This is a genomic window from Pseudenhygromyxa sp. WMMC2535 (assembly GCF_011083025.2).
In genome coordinates this window covers 1,919,239-1,934,308 of the sequence record NZ_JABJWV010000001.1, presented here as the reverse complement: position 1 = coordinate 1,934,308, position 15,070 = coordinate 1,919,239, and the positions used below count along the sequence as shown (strand labels likewise).

The following is a 15,070-nucleotide window of genomic DNA, read 5'->3' as shown; positions in this document are numbered from 1 at the left end:
TTGTCCCGGGAGAGCTGGGGGTTCAGCTCGTGAGCATGCCGCGGACCACCCTGGGGAGGGTCCGTGGCGCGAGCAGGGAGGTCAGCGGGGCCTCCATGTTCATGACTTGCAGAAATTGTTGGTGCAGCGCGCGATCCTTGGCGCCGCCAAGGTAGAGCTGGTCGATGAGCCACAGCAGGGGCCTGACGAGAGGAGGGCGGTAGCCATCGACCTCGGGCCAGCGCTGGGCCTCGGTCGAGGCCATGAGCCAGGAGACCTTCGAGGTGTCCGTGAAGAGACGCTGGATTGCGTCGACGTCGCCCCCCTCGGACAGGTGCTCGTGCAGGGCGAGCGCCTGCAAAGCGGCGACGGTCATGCCCTGGCCAAACACGGGATCGAAGCCACAGGAGGCGTCACCGGCGACGGCAAAGCGTTGGGGGACGTGGCCCGCATAGCAACGTCGCACCTGGTAGGGGACCTTGAAGGCCTTGAGCTCGGACGCGGGCTCCGCGTGGGCGAGGGCGTCGTAGACGGCGGAGTTGGCGAGACCTTTGGACCACGCTCGCCAGGCCTCGAAGTCGGTGGGGGGGTGATCGCCGTGGTAGCCGAAGAAGGTCGACATCCAGCGCTCTCCCTCGAGGTGAAAGAGCGAACCGCCACGCGGGAGCGATGGGGGGCTTGGATGGACCAGCAGGGCGTCGACCTTCGGCGTCTGCTCGGGGTCGAAGCGGAGCTGCGCAGAGACGTAGGACAGGTTGATCTTGATCTTCTGCGTGGGGGGCTCCGAAAAGCCCCACTCCCGGCACCAGCGTGGCGCTCGCGAGCCGCGACCGCTGGCGTCGAGGACCAAGTCGGCGTCGAGACGCTCGCCATTGGCGAGCCGAACACCAGTCACACGCCTCGTGCCTGGATCGAGGATGGGCGCCTCGACGGCTGATCCGTACGCGATGTCGACCCCGTCGAGCAGGCCAATCTGCTCGATGAGCACGCGATCGAGCAGCGCGCGGCTTTGCATGAGCAAGCTGAGGCCGGAGTCGAAGCGCGGCCGCCAACCCCCCGTGGTGTGCCAGCGAAAGTCCGCCGCCATGTCGACCTTGCGGGCGCCGGCGTGTTCGAGCGCCGCGCGAAACCCCGGCACGAGGCTCTCGAGCGCGTTGGCCCCGGCGCGGAGCAAGAGGTGGATGTGCGAGGCCTGGGGGAGGCCTTTGCGCAGACCATCTTCGTTGGGAGCCTCGTCCCTCTCGAGGACGGTCACTCGCCGGGCGTGAGGGTGGAGCGCCGCGGCCAGAGACAGACCCGTGACACTCCCACCGATTATGATGACCCGATCTAGTGTCCCCATACTCGCCACCTATAGCTAGCTCGTGGATTCCATCCGAGGCGCCACGCCGGGCTCGACCACGGGCACCTCTCTCTCGCAGGCGAAGCCCTGCTCAGAGAATGCCAGTGACCGAATCGAGCGCCCGCAGTGCGCGAAGAGCGAAAGCCGTGGACAGCGCCTGGGACCCAAAGAAGATCCGCTTGCGGCCGTAGCGGAACAGGCTGTCCGCGGGCCAGCTGTCGTCGGGCTGCTGCATCTGCGCGAGCTTGCGGGCCTCGTCGCCGTCGTCGATGCCCAGCCAGTTCGCGCAGATGACGCGCTGGGAGATGTCGAGGGCGTAGTCGGTGCTGCCCTGGCGCTCGCGCACCGCGTCTCGCATGGGCTCGAGCAGCGCGTCGTGCACAGCCGGGAAGCGACGCACGACCCGGGCGAGGAAGTACAGGAAGCTGTCGGGGCTGTGGTAATAGCGCGTGCCCTCGACGAAGCTGCGTGTACGCAATACGCGCCTGACGTGGCGGAGGGTGGGCTCGAGCTCGTCACCGCGTCCGAGCAGGTGGCCGAGGTAGAGGACGTTTGCGCAAACGACGGGATCGATGATGCCGGCGCGCTCACCAGAGGGGTCGAAGTAAGTCTCGACGACGCCGCGCTTGTTGCTGTTGGCCAAGATGCGGTCGAGCGCGCGATGAGCACGCTGCGTGATCTCTTGCTTACCGCCACGAATCAGCACCGAGAGGCCGACAGAGGTGCAGTCGGCGTCGGCCGGGAGCCGGTCGTGATCCTTGAAAAAGTAGAACACGTCCTCCTCGCCGAGCTCTTTTTCGAGCATGTCGAGGACGCCCTGGACCAGCTCGCGGTGCTCGGGCTGACCGACGAGGAGGTCGGCCACCAGCATCGCGGTGAAGGATTCGGGGTGGACCTCCCAGCTCTCTTCGAGATCCCGGGAGGGGCCAGTGCGGCAAGGGATGTGGCTGCGGCTGAGCTGCCACGCTTCGTCGATGAGCCGCATTGCCGCCGAGAAATCGACGGGGGACGAGCTTCCGTGCTCGTTTGTGATGCCGCAAACGGTATTTTCTTCCACGATGGCTGCGACGCGAGAGTCTTCCATGACTTCAACCTGTCAGTTGGGGTACGCTATCAGCGCTGCGGACTACCATCCCACAAGGCTGCTTTACAGCCTCACTGTAAGAGGGGGCGTCTTTTGGATCAACAATTTTATTGCGGAAATTTCGATGAGAGCAGAATTTGTAGCGCGCATTAAGCGCGCATGTCTTTTTAGGCCGTAAATTGGAAAGATTTTGATCAAAAGGCCATGTCAAAAAATGACATTGTGAGACACGTCATTTTTTATAAATGCTGAACAATGATTCGCTCCAATTGCGCACTGTGTGGAATTATGCCCCATGGAATTCTCGATGAATACAGCTGAGTTACAAAAAATCATCTCATTCATTCGAGCGCGTCTGTCGCAAGGTGACAGAGTAGTCGAGGTCGTCGCATTGAACCCGGACTATGGCGTGGGGCTTCACGCTGGAGAGCAGGTCGAGGTTGCGGGAAAAGCACATATCCACAGGCCAATGCGCGTTTGGCTCGATCTCGCGGATCGCCTGCGGCTACGGCTGCGGACCCCGCAATTGGTGGATGGCCAGCCGCACCTGATCGCGCTGCGCTTCGAGCCGCTCGACGAATCGGCGCGCTGGCGGGATCACTCGCCGGCGGATCCGCGGGAGAAGTACGGCGCGAAGACCCGCTATCAGCGGATCTCCAAGCTCGAGGATCCAGATCTATTGATTGATCTCGACGAGGCTCTCGAGCGCCTGAACTTGCCCAGGGAGCCCCGTATCCTGGATCTGGGCGTCAACCGCGGAGACTCCCTGGCGATGATCCTCGGCCTTCGCCCGGCCTGGGCAAAGACGCTGCGCTTCGTGGGCGTCGACCACAGCGCTTCGGCGCTGGACCTGGCGCGTGCGCGTTGGGCGGAATTAGGGGATCGCGCAGACTTCATCGAGGCCGACCTCGGCGCGCTGGAGCGTCTCGAGTTGGGGCGCTTCGATCTGGTGCTCTCGATTGGAACGCTGCACAGCCCGGGTGTCGACCACCAGGTGGTGCTGCGCCATGTAGTCAAAAACCTGCTCGCGCCGGGGGCTGGGGTGATCCTCGGTGTACCCAATTGTACTCACATCGATGGTGAGCAGCTCTTTGGTGCGCGGACCAAGAACTTCACGCAGCCCGAGCTCTCGCTGCTGATCAAGTCAGTCGCCCATTACAAGCGCTACCTTCAGCAGCATCGCCGCAAGGTCTATGTGACGGGCAAATATTATGTGCTGGTCACGGGCGCCGCCGAGCTCGAGGGCGAGCGCGGCGGCTGAGGGCTCGAGGCTCTCAGGGCTCGAGGCCGATCTCGCGGCGTGCGGCGGCCTGGCGGCGACGTCGAGCCCACAGCTGCTGCCCGCCCACGGCGCCGACGGCGAGCAGCGAGAGCTCGAGGAAGTGCTCGCGGACGAAGGCGTAGAGCATGTCGAGCTGCTCGGTGATCGCCGCGCCGAAGTAGTAGCAGCCAAAGGTCCAGGCCAGGTGGCCGGCGAAGACCACGACGTAGAAGCGCTTGATGCCCACGCGGCTGACCCCGGCGAGGCTGCACACGATCAGCCCCGGGGCCAAGAAGAGCACCAGCAAGGACGCGCGGCCGATCCACTCGAGCAGGCGCTTGGTCCGACGGTGCGAGGCCACGCCGCGGCCCTCGAGCCAGATCAGCGCGCGCTCCCCCAAGTTGAGGCCGAAGTGGTAGGCGATCGCGGTCTGGATGGTCGACGAGACCATGGTGACCGTGAAGAACAGCCACAGGGGGACCAGCGGCGCGGCGATCACCATGTCGACGGCCGTGGGGCTGAGCAGGGGCAGGAGCACCGGGGCGTGGAGCAAGAGCACCGGCAAGAAGGCGATGGCCAGGCCGCGGGCGATGGAGGTCAGGGCCAGGCCCACGGCCCAGCCGCTGCGAAAGGGGGCGGGCTCCGGCAGCTCGGGCTCTGGGGACGCCTCGGGCTCTGGGGACGCCTCGGGCTCCGGGGGCGCCTCGGGCCGTGGCTGTGCCTCGGGCTTCGGCTGCAGCGACCCTCCCTCGGGGACCGACGTCGGCGCGCTCGCCTCCTTCGTGTCCGAGCTCGCTGCGTTGTCGTCGGGGTTCTCCACGGCTCTCGCGGGGGCTAACTTCGCCCGGTCGCGGCCCGGTGTCGAGGCTGCTGTACGGATTGCCAGTTGCCGTGAATTCGTCCGGGTGTGGGCCAGCGCGCGGCCTCTGGCGAGTCAGCCGCCGGACAGCTCTCAGCCCGCGGGCTCGGGATCGCCGGCCGTGGCCGTCATGACCTCGCGCTTGCGCGCAGACACGACCACGCCGCCGGGCTCTTCGACGGTGATCGTGAAGGCCGTGGGCGGGCCGAGGATCGGCAGCTTGGCGTCCACGGTGATCTGCTGGGTCTCGCCGCCAGCCTCGAGATCGAAGACCCCGCCGTCGACGGGCTGCTCGCCGCCGCGGCCGCTGTCGAAGATCCACAGCTGATACTGCGACTTGTCGGGGTCGTTGCCGGCGAGGCCGCTGAGGGTCAAGACCCCGGCCTGGTGGGCGCCGCTCCACACGATCGAGCCGCTGGCGCCGTCGAGGTTGGTGGGGTCCGAGCTCGGATCGAAGCGCCACTCGAGCTTGTCGTCGGCGCCGTCGATGTCGGAGAGGACGTCCTCGGGGCTCGGCTCGCCCGGGCCGCCGGCGAGGGTCCACAGCGCCACGGCGAGGATCAGCAGGGCCGCGATGGCGCTGACGTAGGCCGCGTAGCGGGTCAGGCGATCGTTGCCGGGTCGGGCGCTGGCGCCGAGCTCGGGGGCCTCGTCCTCGTCCTCGAAGTCGAAGTCGTCCTCGTCCCCGTCGTCGTTCTCGTCCTCGAGGTCGTCGTCGTCCCCGTCTCCGAGGTCGCTGTCGAGGTCGTCGTCTACTTCGGGCCGAGGTGGCCGAGCGCGCTTGCGCTTGCGCTTGGTCTTGGCCTCGAGCTTGGGGGGCGCCTCGTCGCTGTCGAGGTCGTCCTCGACGTCGTCATCGTCTGCCTCTTCGAGCGCTGGCTCGGGCGCCGGTGTCGAGACCTCGACCTCGTCTGCGGGGGCGGGGGCGGGGGCAGGCGCAGGCGCAGGCGCAGGCGGGGGGGCCAGGCCGATGGGCGCGGGCGCCCGCGCGAAGGCTGGCGCGCTGGGCTGGATCCCGGAGAAGCCAAAGTGGCGGGCCGCGTCGCGGAGCAGCTCACCTTCGACGGTGGCCGGGAGCGGCTCCACGTGGGGCAGCAGGGCGAGCTCGATGGCCGCGGCGGCGAGCTCATAGCTGGGATCGGGGGTGGAGCCGTGCTCCGCGAGCAGCACGCGCAGCTCCTCCTCCCCGCGCGCATCGAGGCCAGCGCAGGCGCGATCCGTGAGCAGGGTGTGCGCGCGCTTTTGCCGGTCGTTCATGGCGCGACCTCCCGGGTCCGGGCGAGCAGGCGCTTGCGCACGGCGACGATGGCCCGGCGGACCAGGGACCTGACCGTGGTCAGGGGCACCGCGCTGAGCTCGGCGACCTCGGCGTGGGTCATGCCCTGGCCGATGGCCAGGCTCAGGGCGCGGCGCTGGAGGGGATCGAGGGCGGTGAGCGCCTCGGCGGCGATGGCCGCCTCTGCGCAGCGCCCGAAGCTGCTCGAGGCGTCGTCGATGAAGGCCTCGGGCATCGGCCGCAGCGCAGGTCGGCGCGAGGCTCGACGGGCGCGCTGGATCATGCAGCGGCGGGCGAGCATCACGATGAACGCGGGCTCCGAGGTCCGCGCAGGGTCGTGGTGCCCAGCTCGCTGCCACAGGGTGTCGAAGACCTCGCGGACCGCGTCTTCGGCCTCGGCGGGGGTGGACGAGAAGCGCCGCGCGACGGTCCAGACCAAGGGCCCGTACTCGGCGATGCTCTGGCGAACCGCTGTGGGGTCCCCCGCGGCGACGCGGGCGAGGAGCGTCTGTGGGGTCGCGTTCAGGGCTCTTTGAGTAGCACCATCTCGCGCGAGCCCGAAACAAAGGGGGGGCAGCGCCGGCGGGTCGCTCAGCGCTGGCGGGGGCGCTGGCGCTCGATGGTGGTGTCGATCTTCGCCGAGACGACCAGCGGATCCACCCGGCAGGCCGCGCTGAAGTCGAGCACCGCCGCCTGCACGCCGCGAAAGAGCGCCGACTCTTGCCGCTGGGCTCGCAGCGGGAGGGCGATCCAGCGGACGGTCTCGCGGACATAGAACACGCGGAATTCCTGGCTGCCCTGGACCTGCCCCGAGGGCGTGTCGAGGCAGACCGAGCGCATGAAGTCCATGGCCGCCTCCGAGTCCAGCGACAGGTACATGGCGGCCGGCAGCCCGTACATGCACCAGTCGGCCAGGGCTGGGTCCGCCCCGGGGTCGTCGAGAGACTGGGGGCACCAGTAGGTGACGGCGTGATAGTCACCGTCGAGGTGATCCTGGACGAGCTCGTCGTGCCTCGGCGGGCGCGAGCGGGGCGCAGCGCAGGCGAGGGCGGCGAAGATGGCCGGGAGGCCCAAGGCCGCGAGCCGCTGTGTTCGTCTGGTTCGGCGCACGATCCTTTGTCCCCTGCCCACGAAAAGCGCGCAAGTCGCTACTTTTCGTGGGTGCGAATTGCACGCAGTTTCAGATGTGCTGCAATACAGTGCAAATAGCGGCTATACATTGTGCGTGGGCTTGTCGCTCATCCGAAAGAGCAAGAACAAGCGCCTCGATCGACCGGCTCGCATCGCGTTGGTGTTGGCGGGCGGTGCGATCACCGGTGGCGCGTTCAAGATGGGAGGGCTCAAGGCCCTCAATGACTTCCTCGTCGGCCGCGACATCGCCAACTTCGACATCTATGTCGGGCTCTCGGCGGGCGCGATGCTCAGCGTGCCGCTGGCCGCGGGTGTCAGCCCCGACGAGCTGATGCGGGTCATCGACGGGACGAGCACACGCTTCGCGCCCCTCGAGCCGCGCCACCTCTATACGCCCAACGTCGGCGAGCTCGCCGGGCGGCCCGCGGCCTTGGCCCGAGACTTTGCGACCTGGTATCCGAGCGTGGCCCTGGACTTCCTGCGCGGGCTGCCGGCGCTGCCGGGCACCTTCCACGACGCCCTGGGTGAGCTGCTGCGCTCGCCGGACTACGCCCACCTCGAGCGCATGGCCATGCGCATGCGCGACGAGGTCTCGCCGCGGCGCGGCTTCCCGGCGGTCAGCGACGCCGTGCCCACGGGCTTCTTCACCAACGCCCCGCTCGAGCGCTGGCTGCGTCAGAACCTCGAGCGCATCGGCGTCTCCAACGACTTCGCAACCTTCGCCGCCGAGCGCGGCCGCCAGCTCTACGTGGCCGCCTGCACCCTGGACACGGCCGAGCGGCGGATCTTCGGCCCCGACGAGGACCACGCGATCACGATCTCCGAGGCGGTGCAGGCCTCGACGGCGCTGCCGATCGTCTACAAACCGGCGCGGATCAACGGCGTCGACTATGTCGACGGTGCGGTGCGCAATACGGCCAATATCGACGTGGCCATCGACAAGGGGGCGGATCTGGTGATCTGCTACAACCCCTTTCGGCCGATCTGGAACGAGGACCGCCGCCCGGACCCCAACGAGCCCGAGAGCATGGTCCGCGCCAACAAGCTGCCCGCGACCCTGGGCGAGCGGCGGATCACCGACCAGGGCCTCAAGGGCGTGCTCAACCAGGTGTTCCGCACGCTCTTGCAGTCGCGCCTGGTGCTCGGCCTCGAGCGCTACCGCCACCACGCCAGCTTCGAGGGCGACATCGTGGTGCTCGAGCCCAAGGAGCACGACCTCGACTTCTTCGCCATGAACCCCATGGCCTTTTGGAAGCGCGACGCGGCCATGCGCCACGGCTTCGAGTCGGTGCGCAACACCATCCAGCAAAACTTCGACGTGCTCGAGGACGTGCTCGGGCGCTACGGCCTGCGCATGAGCCAGGCCGTGGCCTCGCGCCGCGCGGCCGAGCTCGAGCGCGAGCGCGGTTGGGGGGAGGCCGAGCGGCCGCGGAGCACCGGCGGGCGCCTGCCCTGGCGACGGGGCAAGCAGGCCATCGGTCAGTAGCCTGCTCAGTCCGGCGCGACCAGGGGCTGGTAGCCGCGCTCGGGCGTCCAGCGCAGGGCCCGGGGATCCTCGGGGTCGACGGCGGCCTGGCGCAGCGGGGTCTTGAGCGGGCGGAAGCCGTCGGTCAGCGCGACGGCGTCGCGGACCATGACCAGGGCCGGGCGCTGCTCCGGGCGCAGCTCGGCGACGAGCCGGTTGAGGGCGCTGCGCTCGAAGCCCTCGCCCACGACCAAGGCCGCGAGCACCCGCTCGCCGCCGCTGCCTCCGCTGGCGACGAGCAGCTCGCCGAGGGCGGGGGGGAGATCCTCGCGCCGGCGCCCGTGGACCACGGCCAGGGACACGCCGGCTACGGCGTAGAGCGCGTCTTCGATCTCCCGGCTCGACACCCAGCCGTGCGGGCCGGCGATCAGGTGGTTGCCGCGGTCGACGTACCAGATGTCGCCCTCGCTGTCGCGACGCACGATGTCCCCGGTCACGAACCACAGGTCGTGGCGCGAGAACACGCCCTTGCGGAAGGTCTCGGCGCGGGGGCTGGGCGCGCCGCTTTGCGGCTCGTCGCGGGCCGCCTCGGCGGCGCGCGGGTGGGTCTCGTCGACCTTGGCGATGAGCAGCCCGGCCTCGCCCGGGCGGCAGCGCCGGGCCAGGCCGGCGCCGTCGCGGAAGAAGTCGTCGGCCTCGAAGTCGTAGGCGACCACGGCGAGCTCGTTGCTGCCCGGGAGCGGGCGGCCGAGGGCCCCGGGCTTGCCGCTGATGTTGGCGAGCACGAGGTTGCCCTCGGTCGAGGCGTAGAACTCGCGGATCGACAGCGGGCCGAAGCGCTCCTGGACGCGGCGCCAGGCGTCGGCGCGCATGCCCGAGCCGGCGATCAGCCGCAGCGAGTGGTTGCCCTCGGCCGGCGAGGGCGGGGCGTCGAGCAGCGCCCGCCACATCTCGCCGGCGTAGAAGCTCACGGTCGCGCCGTAGCGGCGGACCTCGGTCCAGAAGGTCTGCGGGTCGAAGTCGCTGCCCAGGGCCAGGCGCGAGCGCCCGACCAGGGCGCCGCCCACGGTGACGAGCATGCCGGCGGGGTGGTGCAGGGGCAGGGCGCAGAGCACCGTGTCCTTGCTCGAGAGCAGGCAGGTCGCGGCCGCGCCGTAGGCGGACACGGCCCAGCGCGCGTTGCTGATCCGCGCCTCGCGAGCCGGCGACCACGGGCGGACGGTGACGATGACCAGGGCGAGGTCGCGGGCGCGGCCGGGGTTGGGCACGTACCAGGCCGGGAGCTCGACGGCGTCGGGATCGATGCCCTCCATGTCGAACACGCCCTCGGGCAGGGGCTGGGCTGGATCGCGCTGTGGCCCGCCGCCGAGCACGAGCACCGGCCCGGGGCCCTCGCAGGTCTGCCAGGCGACGCGGGCGAGCTCGGCGTTTTGGGGATCGGCGACGAGGGCCGCGAGCGGGCCCTTGGCGACGGCCCGAGCCAGGCTCTCGCCCTCGTTGGTCGGCTTGTAGAGCACGGCGACGGCGCCCATGCGGTTGATCGCCGCGACCAGCGAGAGGTAGCTGGGCCGCGCGCTCATGAGCACGCCGACGCGGTCGCCCGGGCGCAGGCCACGGTCGATCAGCCCGCGCACGATGGCGTCGACGCGGCGCTCGGCCTCGGCGTAGGAGAAGGCGCGACCGCGCCACAAAAAGAAGGTCCGCTTGGGCGAGCGAGCGGCCCGCTCGGACAGCTCGAGGCCGAGGCTGATGCGCGTGTCTGGCTGGAGCTGCTCGAGGGTGCGCAGGCGCGGGAGCTGGTAGCGCAGGTCGTCGACGGTCTCGCCGAGCTCGCGGCTGCCCTCGCTGACGCGGTCGAGGACCGTGCGCCCGAGGGTGCCGACGAGGTCGCCGATCATGTTGCCGACGGGCTCGAAGTCGGCCTCGATGTCGAAGCTCTCGACCTCGTCCCACTCCTCGCGCATGCGCTCGACCCGGGCGCGCTCGGCCTCGGGGTCGGGCAGGGCGCTGGGCCTGGGGCCTGCGCCGGCGCGCCAGCGGACCCACTCGATCACCGTCGGCCAGGTCTGGCTCATGGCCGTGGTGCCCACGACCAGGCCAAAGTGACCGGCGGGCAGGGGCAGGCCGTAGCTCTCGGACAGGGGCGCGGCCTTGGCGATCGCCTGGACCGAGGCCGGTCGGGCGATGTCGTCGCGGTCGCCATAGAAGTAGAGGATCGGCGTGTCGAGCTCCGCCAAGGTCGCGGTGCGGCCAGCGACCACGAAGCCCCCGGCGCTCATGCGGTTGGCGACGATGAACTCGTCGACGAAGGTCCGCAGCGCCGGCCCCGGCCAGGCCACGAAGCCCTCGCCGGCCAGGAAGCGCCGCCGGCTCTCGCGCTTGACCAGCGCCTCGCGGTCGTGGAGCTTGGCCAGGAAGTCGGAGATCTGCTGGAGCTCCTTGCGCAGCGAGAGCGCCTTGAAGCCCGTGGACGTCAAGAAGCCCGGCAGGCCCTCGATCTGCGCGAGCGGCTTGGTCACGGCCCGCCGCGCGGCGCCGATCAGCCGGCTGCCGAGCTCGGCGTCGAGGGCCGGCAAGTTGCGGTGGATGTCCACCGGGCTGCCAAAGGTGATCAGCGAGGCGATGCCCTCGCAGCGCCGGTAGGCGGCCGTCTGGTAGCAGAACATGCCGCCTTGGGAGTAGCCGACCAGGTGGACGTCGCTGCCGGTGGCCGCGCGGATCCGGTCGATGCAGTCGTCGACGGCGAGCACGTGGTCATCGAGGGTGCGCTCGAGGCCGCCCTCCTCGCGCTCCGGGGCGCCATAGTCGACGAGCCAGACGTCGAGGCCCGCGCGGGTCAAGGCCGCGACCGCGGACACGTCGGCGGCGACGTCGTAGATCTCCGAGGTCAGCATCAGCGGCGGGACCAGCAGCACCGGCGCGAGCGTGGACGAGCGCTGCGTCCCGACTTCGAGGGTGTCTGCGTTGGCGTAGCGCCGCAGCCGGTGGTGGCGCGCGTGGTGGACGATCTCGTAGGGCGTGCCCCAGGGCGTGCCGAGGCGGCCGAACTCGATGATCTCCTTGGCGTTGCTCACGGACGCGCGCAGGCGCTCGAGGCCGCCGCGAGCCGTCTTTCGCTTCCGTCCGCGCTTGGCCTTGCCCATGGCCGGCGAGGCTATCAGCCCGCGGCGCGCGTCGTCACGAAAGCGCGAGGGGATCCATCGCGGCGCCTTCAGTAGGGATCTGTAGCGAACCACGGGCGCGCGCCGAGATCGTCGACGGCGTGGCATGTCTCGCGGACTGCGCCCGCTGCGCGTATTGGCACTCGTGCACACGGCGCGCTGGGTGTTGAAATTGGGACGTCGCGCGGGGTGGGGTTCACTCCCACGATCCGTTCGGAGCGCAAGCTTGGCGAGTCAGATCACCACATCGGCGGCGGTGAGCCCGCGAGCGATCACGCTCCGCGACCATGCCTTGGGCTCACTCACGTCGACCCCGTGGCGTTGTGCCCCACTCGCCCGAGCGCTGCCGAGACAAGATTCCACAATCGAGGATTTCAGTATTCTCGTAATCCAAAATGAGGACATGAAATCGCTAGTAATTGTCCATCAGGACAGTAGCCTTTATTCATGACCAGCAAGGTTTCCTACGAGGGGAAGCAGAGTCTGCGCTGGATGCGGGTGGCGGGGTGTATGGTCACGTATATGGAGCCCAACGTCGACTTTGCCGACGCGGACTGGGACGAGTGGATCGCTGCCTTCTCGCAAGACAACATCCGCTCGCTCGTGATTGGCTCCTGGGACCCCACCCAGCCCACCCACCAGCAGTGGCGACGCGCGACCCGAGCGATGCGAGATCGGGAGCTCCCGGTCTCGGTGATCAGCGAAGCGCGGCACAACCTGGCCCTGGCCAAGGCCGCGTCCTGGTTGGGGACCGACATGCAGTCCTTTCGCTGGACCGAGATCAACGACGCGCTCAAGCGCATTGGTCTGGATCCGCAGCTGGTCCCCGCGGTCCGGGCCAAGATCGTCGCCCTGCGTGACGCGCACGGGCAGGTCGCCAGCGACGTGACCCTGGGCGCGAGCGCGCCCCCGCGGCCGCGCCGGCGCAGCTACGAATTCAGCCAGCCCCTCGAGGTCTCCGCGGACCTGGTCCAGGAGACCAACAGCGAGATTCAGGCGACCCTCGAGTCGCTACAAAAGCGGCTCAAGAACCGCAGCTGGAACAGCAAGGCCCAGGACTCGGGCTGAGCCCGCGCGGCGTCTGTTGTCTGCTGGTCATCTGGAACCATGAACGAAAGAGGGCGAGCACCCGTGGGTGCCCGCCCTCTCGCGTGTCCGCGCGTGCGCGGCTCGAGCTCGCTCAGCCCTTGGACTCGACGGGGCGGAAGGGGTGCAGGAAGGCCGCGAGCGCGCCGGCGTTGCGGGTCTGCAGGTAGATCTTGCCCTGGCCGGAGAAGTCGCAGACCAGGCCCTCGCCCGAGAAGAACAGCCCGCGGGTCCCACCGAACTTGCGCACGTTGTACTGCAAGCCCTCGGTGAAGCCGACGAGGTGGTCGTTGTCGATGGTGTAGCCCTCGGCGGGCACGTCGATCTCGTGCAGGGCGCCGTAGGAGCAGTAGTAGACCGTGCCCGGCCCGGTGATGCGCAGCATGAAGAAGCCGACGCCGCCGAAGAAGCCCTTGACCCCGCCGAACTTGGTGTCGAGGACCATCTCGTTGCCGACGTGGGCCACGTAGGCGCCGCTTTGCAGGAAGAAGTTCTCGCCGGCGGCGAGGTTCATGGCGCGCAGGTCACCCTCGGGGCCGGGGGCGATGAAGATGCGCTGGCCCGGGGCGGTGGCCGTGTAGGTGTTCTGGAACAGCGACTCGCCGCCCATGAGCTTGCGCTTGGCCGCGGCCATCAGGCCGCCGCGCATGCTGGTCTCCATCTTGATGGCCGTGTCCATGGCGACCATGGCACCGGCCTCGGAGACGATGGTCTCGTTGGGCTGGTCGAAGGTGACCTGGAGCATCCCGAAGTCGGGCGTATCGATGAGCTGGTGTTGCATGGCTCGTGATCCTTTCTAGCTTCGGGGGGTTCAGGACTGGCGCGCGGGCAGCATCCCGCCGACGGTCGAACCGTACTCGTTGGGGTTGCGGCTCTGGACGTACATGCGCCCGCGACCCTGCATGCGCAGGACCAGGCCCTCGCCGGACAGGAAGCTGGAGATCCAGCCCTTGGAGGCCTTGACGACCGAGTAGTTGATGCCGGCCGTGAACGCGACGATGTGCCCGGTGTCGACGACCATCTCGCCGTCGAGGTCGACGGTCTCGATGGCGCCGAAGGCGTTGAGCAGCACGGGGCCCGAGCCGGTGGCGGTCAGGAAGAACAGGGACTCACCGGAGAAGAAGCCCTTGAAGCCCTGGAAGTTGGTGTCGATGGCCACGCTGTCCGGGGCCGCGACGTAGCTGCTGCCCTGGATGACCAGCTGCTCGTTGTTGAGATCGTGGACGATCATGTCGCCGGTCAGCGAGGGCGCGAAGGTCACGTGCCCGGGCTGGTTCATGGCGGTGTAGGTGTTGGTGAAGAAGGACTCGCCGCCGAGGGCCGCGCGCTTGAGGCCCTTGAGCAGGCGCTTGCCGAAGCCGCCGTCGTTGGGGTTTTTGGCCGCTGCCTCGACGTGGATGTTGCGGGTCATCGAGACCATCGCGCCAGCTTCGGCGCGGATCATCTCGTTGGGCGCGAGGTTGACCTGGGCGAGGGAGTGAGCCGGACGGTAGAGAACTTGGATGTCCATGGTTGCGCTCAGCCTTTCTTGGATGTCCATGGTTGCGCTCAGCCTTTGAGGTAGGGGGTGATCCAGCCGACGAGGGCGCCGAGGTTGCGGGACTGAATCCACACGCGGCCCTGGCCGGTGAATTCACAGACCAGGCCCTCACCCGAGAACAGGAAGGACTTGAGGCTGAAGCCGCCGCCGCCGCTGCCGGCCGCGCGGACCTTGAAGGTCAGGTCGCCGTCGAAGGCGACGATGTGCCCGGTGTCGACCACGAAGGTGCCGTTGATCGGGACCTCGGTGATGCCACCGTAGCTGTTGATCCAGACGTCGCCCTGGCCGGAGCACTCCTGGAGGACCAGACCCTCGCCGCCGAGCATCGACTTGAGCCCGCCGAAGCGCAGCTTGGTGTCGACCGTGCCGGTGCTCGCCAGGTAGGCGCTCGCCTGGATGAAGAGCGTGCGGTTGCCGTCGAGCAGCTGGTGCATGATGTGCCCCGACAGCGAGGGCGCGAGCACGACCTCGCCGCCCTGGGGCCCGTGGAAGTCGTTGACGAACACGGTCTCGCCGCCGAGGAACTTGCGGGCCATGGCCGCGAAGAAGGCCTTGACCTTGGCGAAGAAGCCGGCGCTGCGGCCAGCGTTGAGGCGGGTGTCCATCTCGAGGCCGGGGGTCTGGCGGACCATGGCGCCGGCCTCTGCCTGGAGGACCTCGTTGGGGGCGAGCTGGACCTTCAGCCAGGCGAAGGCCGGTCCGAATTCAATTTGGTGCTGCATGGAGCTTTCCGTCGTGCGAGTTTGCGTACGATCGTTTTCGTGTGGTCGGGACGTGTCGGGGAAAGGGAGTCCGCCAGCGATCGTTCGATCTCGTTTTCGACGATCGGGTCGAGCACTTGCGGCGCGGGGCGAACAATCGGATATTGATGGGGGGTTACGCAAGT

Annotated in this window: 13 protein-coding genes; 3 read left to right on the top strand and 10 right to left on the bottom strand. The window is 68.7% G+C overall.

The genetic code is table 11. The features are described 5' to 3' along the window. Positions 1–22: 22 nt before the first annotated feature. Both G6O69_RS07285 and G6O69_RS07280 read right to left on the bottom strand, forming a co-directional pair. Positions 23–1,321: an FAD-dependent monooxygenase gene (locus tag G6O69_RS07285; RefSeq protein ID WP_172302799.1), complete on the bottom strand. Its 1,299-nt coding sequence runs from the start codon at positions 1,319–1,321 to the stop codon at positions 23–25. 91 nt (positions 1,322–1,412) lie between these two features. Continuing rightward, the gene (locus tag G6O69_RS07280) at positions 1,413–2,306 is read right to left on the bottom strand and encodes a hypothetical protein (protein ID WP_172302798.1); all 894 of its coding nucleotides are present in this window, start codon (positions 2,304–2,306) and stop codon (positions 1,413–1,415) included. A gap of 568 nt (positions 2,307–2,874) precedes the next feature. On the opposite strand from G6O69_RS07280, the gene G6O69_RS07275 reads away from it, so the two are divergent. Beyond that, entirely contained in the window at positions 2,875–3,666 is a 792-nt protein-coding gene (locus tag G6O69_RS07275; RefSeq protein WP_255215724.1) for a class I SAM-dependent methyltransferase, read from the top strand. A 13-nt stretch (positions 3,667–3,679) separates the two neighbouring features. Here the strand turns inward: G6O69_RS07275 and G6O69_RS07270 are convergent, their stop codons facing one another. The 4 genes from G6O69_RS07270 to G6O69_RS07255 form a co-directional block, all read right to left on the bottom strand. Continuing rightward, positions 3,680–4,486, bottom strand: coding sequence for a VTT domain-containing protein (locus tag G6O69_RS07270; protein WP_172302797.1), 807 nt, complete (start codon positions 4,484–4,486; stop codon positions 3,680–3,682). A 132-nt stretch (positions 4,487–4,618) separates the two neighbouring features. Beyond that, positions 4,619–5,782 carry an anti-sigma factor gene (locus G6O69_RS07265; RefSeq protein ID WP_172301230.1) on the bottom strand — a complete coding sequence of 388 codons (1,164 nt, stop codon included), beginning with the start codon at positions 5,780–5,782 and terminating at the stop codon, positions 4,619–4,621. Then, positions 5,779–6,327, bottom strand: coding sequence for a sigma-70 family RNA polymerase sigma factor (locus G6O69_RS07260; protein WP_172308161.1), 549 nt, complete (start codon positions 6,325–6,327; stop codon positions 5,779–5,781). Before G6O69_RS07260 ends, G6O69_RS07265 begins: the two co-directional genes overlap by 4 nt. 65 nt (positions 6,328–6,392) lie before the next feature. Continuing rightward, positions 6,393–6,911, bottom strand: a complete 519-nt coding sequence (locus G6O69_RS07255; protein ID WP_176396694.1) for a hypothetical protein — start codon at positions 6,909–6,911, stop codon at positions 6,393–6,395. A 121-nt stretch (positions 6,912–7,032) separates the two neighbouring features. Between G6O69_RS07255 and G6O69_RS07250 the strand changes: the two genes are divergently transcribed. Beyond that, the gene (locus tag G6O69_RS07250; protein WP_176396693.1) at positions 7,033–8,418 is read left to right on the top strand and encodes a patatin-like phospholipase family protein; all 1,386 of its coding nucleotides are present in this window, start codon (positions 7,033–7,035) and stop codon (positions 8,416–8,418) included. A gap of 5 nt (positions 8,419–8,423) precedes the next feature. Here the strand turns inward: G6O69_RS07250 and G6O69_RS07245 are convergent, their stop codons facing one another. Further along, positions 8,424–11,540, bottom strand: coding sequence for an alpha/beta fold hydrolase (locus G6O69_RS07245; protein WP_172302794.1), 3,117 nt, complete (start codon positions 11,538–11,540; stop codon positions 8,424–8,426). A 465-nt stretch (positions 11,541–12,005) separates the two neighbouring features. Between G6O69_RS07245 and G6O69_RS07240 the strand changes: the two genes are divergently transcribed. After that, the gene (locus G6O69_RS07240) at positions 12,006–12,626 is read left to right on the top strand and encodes a hypothetical protein (RefSeq protein ID WP_172302793.1); all 621 of its coding nucleotides are present in this window, start codon (positions 12,006–12,008) and stop codon (positions 12,624–12,626) included. A 112-nt stretch (positions 12,627–12,738) separates the two neighbouring features. Here the strand turns inward: G6O69_RS07240 and G6O69_RS07235 are convergent, their stop codons facing one another. Genes G6O69_RS07235 through G6O69_RS07225 form a run of 3 tightly spaced genes read right to left on the bottom strand, consistent with a single transcriptional unit; the run spans position 12,739 to position 14,906 of the window. Next, positions 12,739–13,425, bottom strand: coding sequence for a TIGR00266 family protein (locus G6O69_RS07235; protein ID WP_172302792.1), 687 nt, complete (start codon positions 13,423–13,425; stop codon positions 12,739–12,741). Between the two features lie 30 nt (positions 13,426–13,455). Beyond that, a complete protein-coding gene (locus tag G6O69_RS07230; protein ID WP_217909789.1) occupies positions 13,456–14,184 on the bottom strand; it encodes a TIGR00266 family protein in 729 nt (242 codons plus the stop codon). 8 nt (positions 14,185–14,192) lie between these two features. Beyond that, entirely contained in the window at positions 14,193–14,906 is a 714-nt protein-coding gene (locus G6O69_RS07225; protein WP_172302791.1) for a TIGR00266 family protein, read from the bottom strand. Between the last annotated feature and the right edge of the window lie 164 nt (positions 14,907–15,070).

Bases quoted from the DNA above. Each gene is read 5' to 3' on its own strand.
- G6O69_RS07275 (WP_255215724.1), top strand. From the start codon at position 2,875: ATGCGCGTTTGGCTCGATCTCGCGGATCGCCTGCGGCTACGGCTGCGG.
- G6O69_RS07245 (WP_172302794.1), bottom strand. From the start codon at position 11,540: ATGGGCAAGGCCAAGCGCGGACGGAAGCGAAAGACGGCTCGCGGCGGC.
- G6O69_RS07225 (WP_172302791.1), bottom strand. From the start codon at position 14,906: ATGCAGCACCAAATTGAATTCGGACCGGCCTTCGCCTGGCTGAAGGTC.
- G6O69_RS07285 (WP_172302799.1), bottom strand. From the start codon at position 1,321: ATGGGGACACTAGATCGGGTCATCATAATCGGTGGGAGTGTCACGGGT.
- G6O69_RS07230 (WP_217909789.1), bottom strand. From the start codon at position 14,184: ATGGACATCCAAGAAAGGCTGAGCGCAACCATGGACATCCAAGTTCTC.
- G6O69_RS07280 (WP_172302798.1), bottom strand. From the start codon at position 2,306: ATGCGGCTCATCGACGAAGCGTGGCAGCTCAGCCGCAGCCACATCCCT.
- G6O69_RS07265 (WP_172301230.1), bottom strand. From the start codon at position 5,782: ATGAACGACCGGCAAAAGCGCGCGCACACCCTGCTCACGGATCGCGCC.
- G6O69_RS07235 (WP_172302792.1), bottom strand. From the start codon at position 13,425: ATGCAACACCAGCTCATCGATACGCCCGACTTCGGGATGCTCCAGGTC.
- G6O69_RS07240 (WP_172302793.1), top strand. From the start codon at position 12,006: ATGACCAGCAAGGTTTCCTACGAGGGGAAGCAGAGTCTGCGCTGGATG.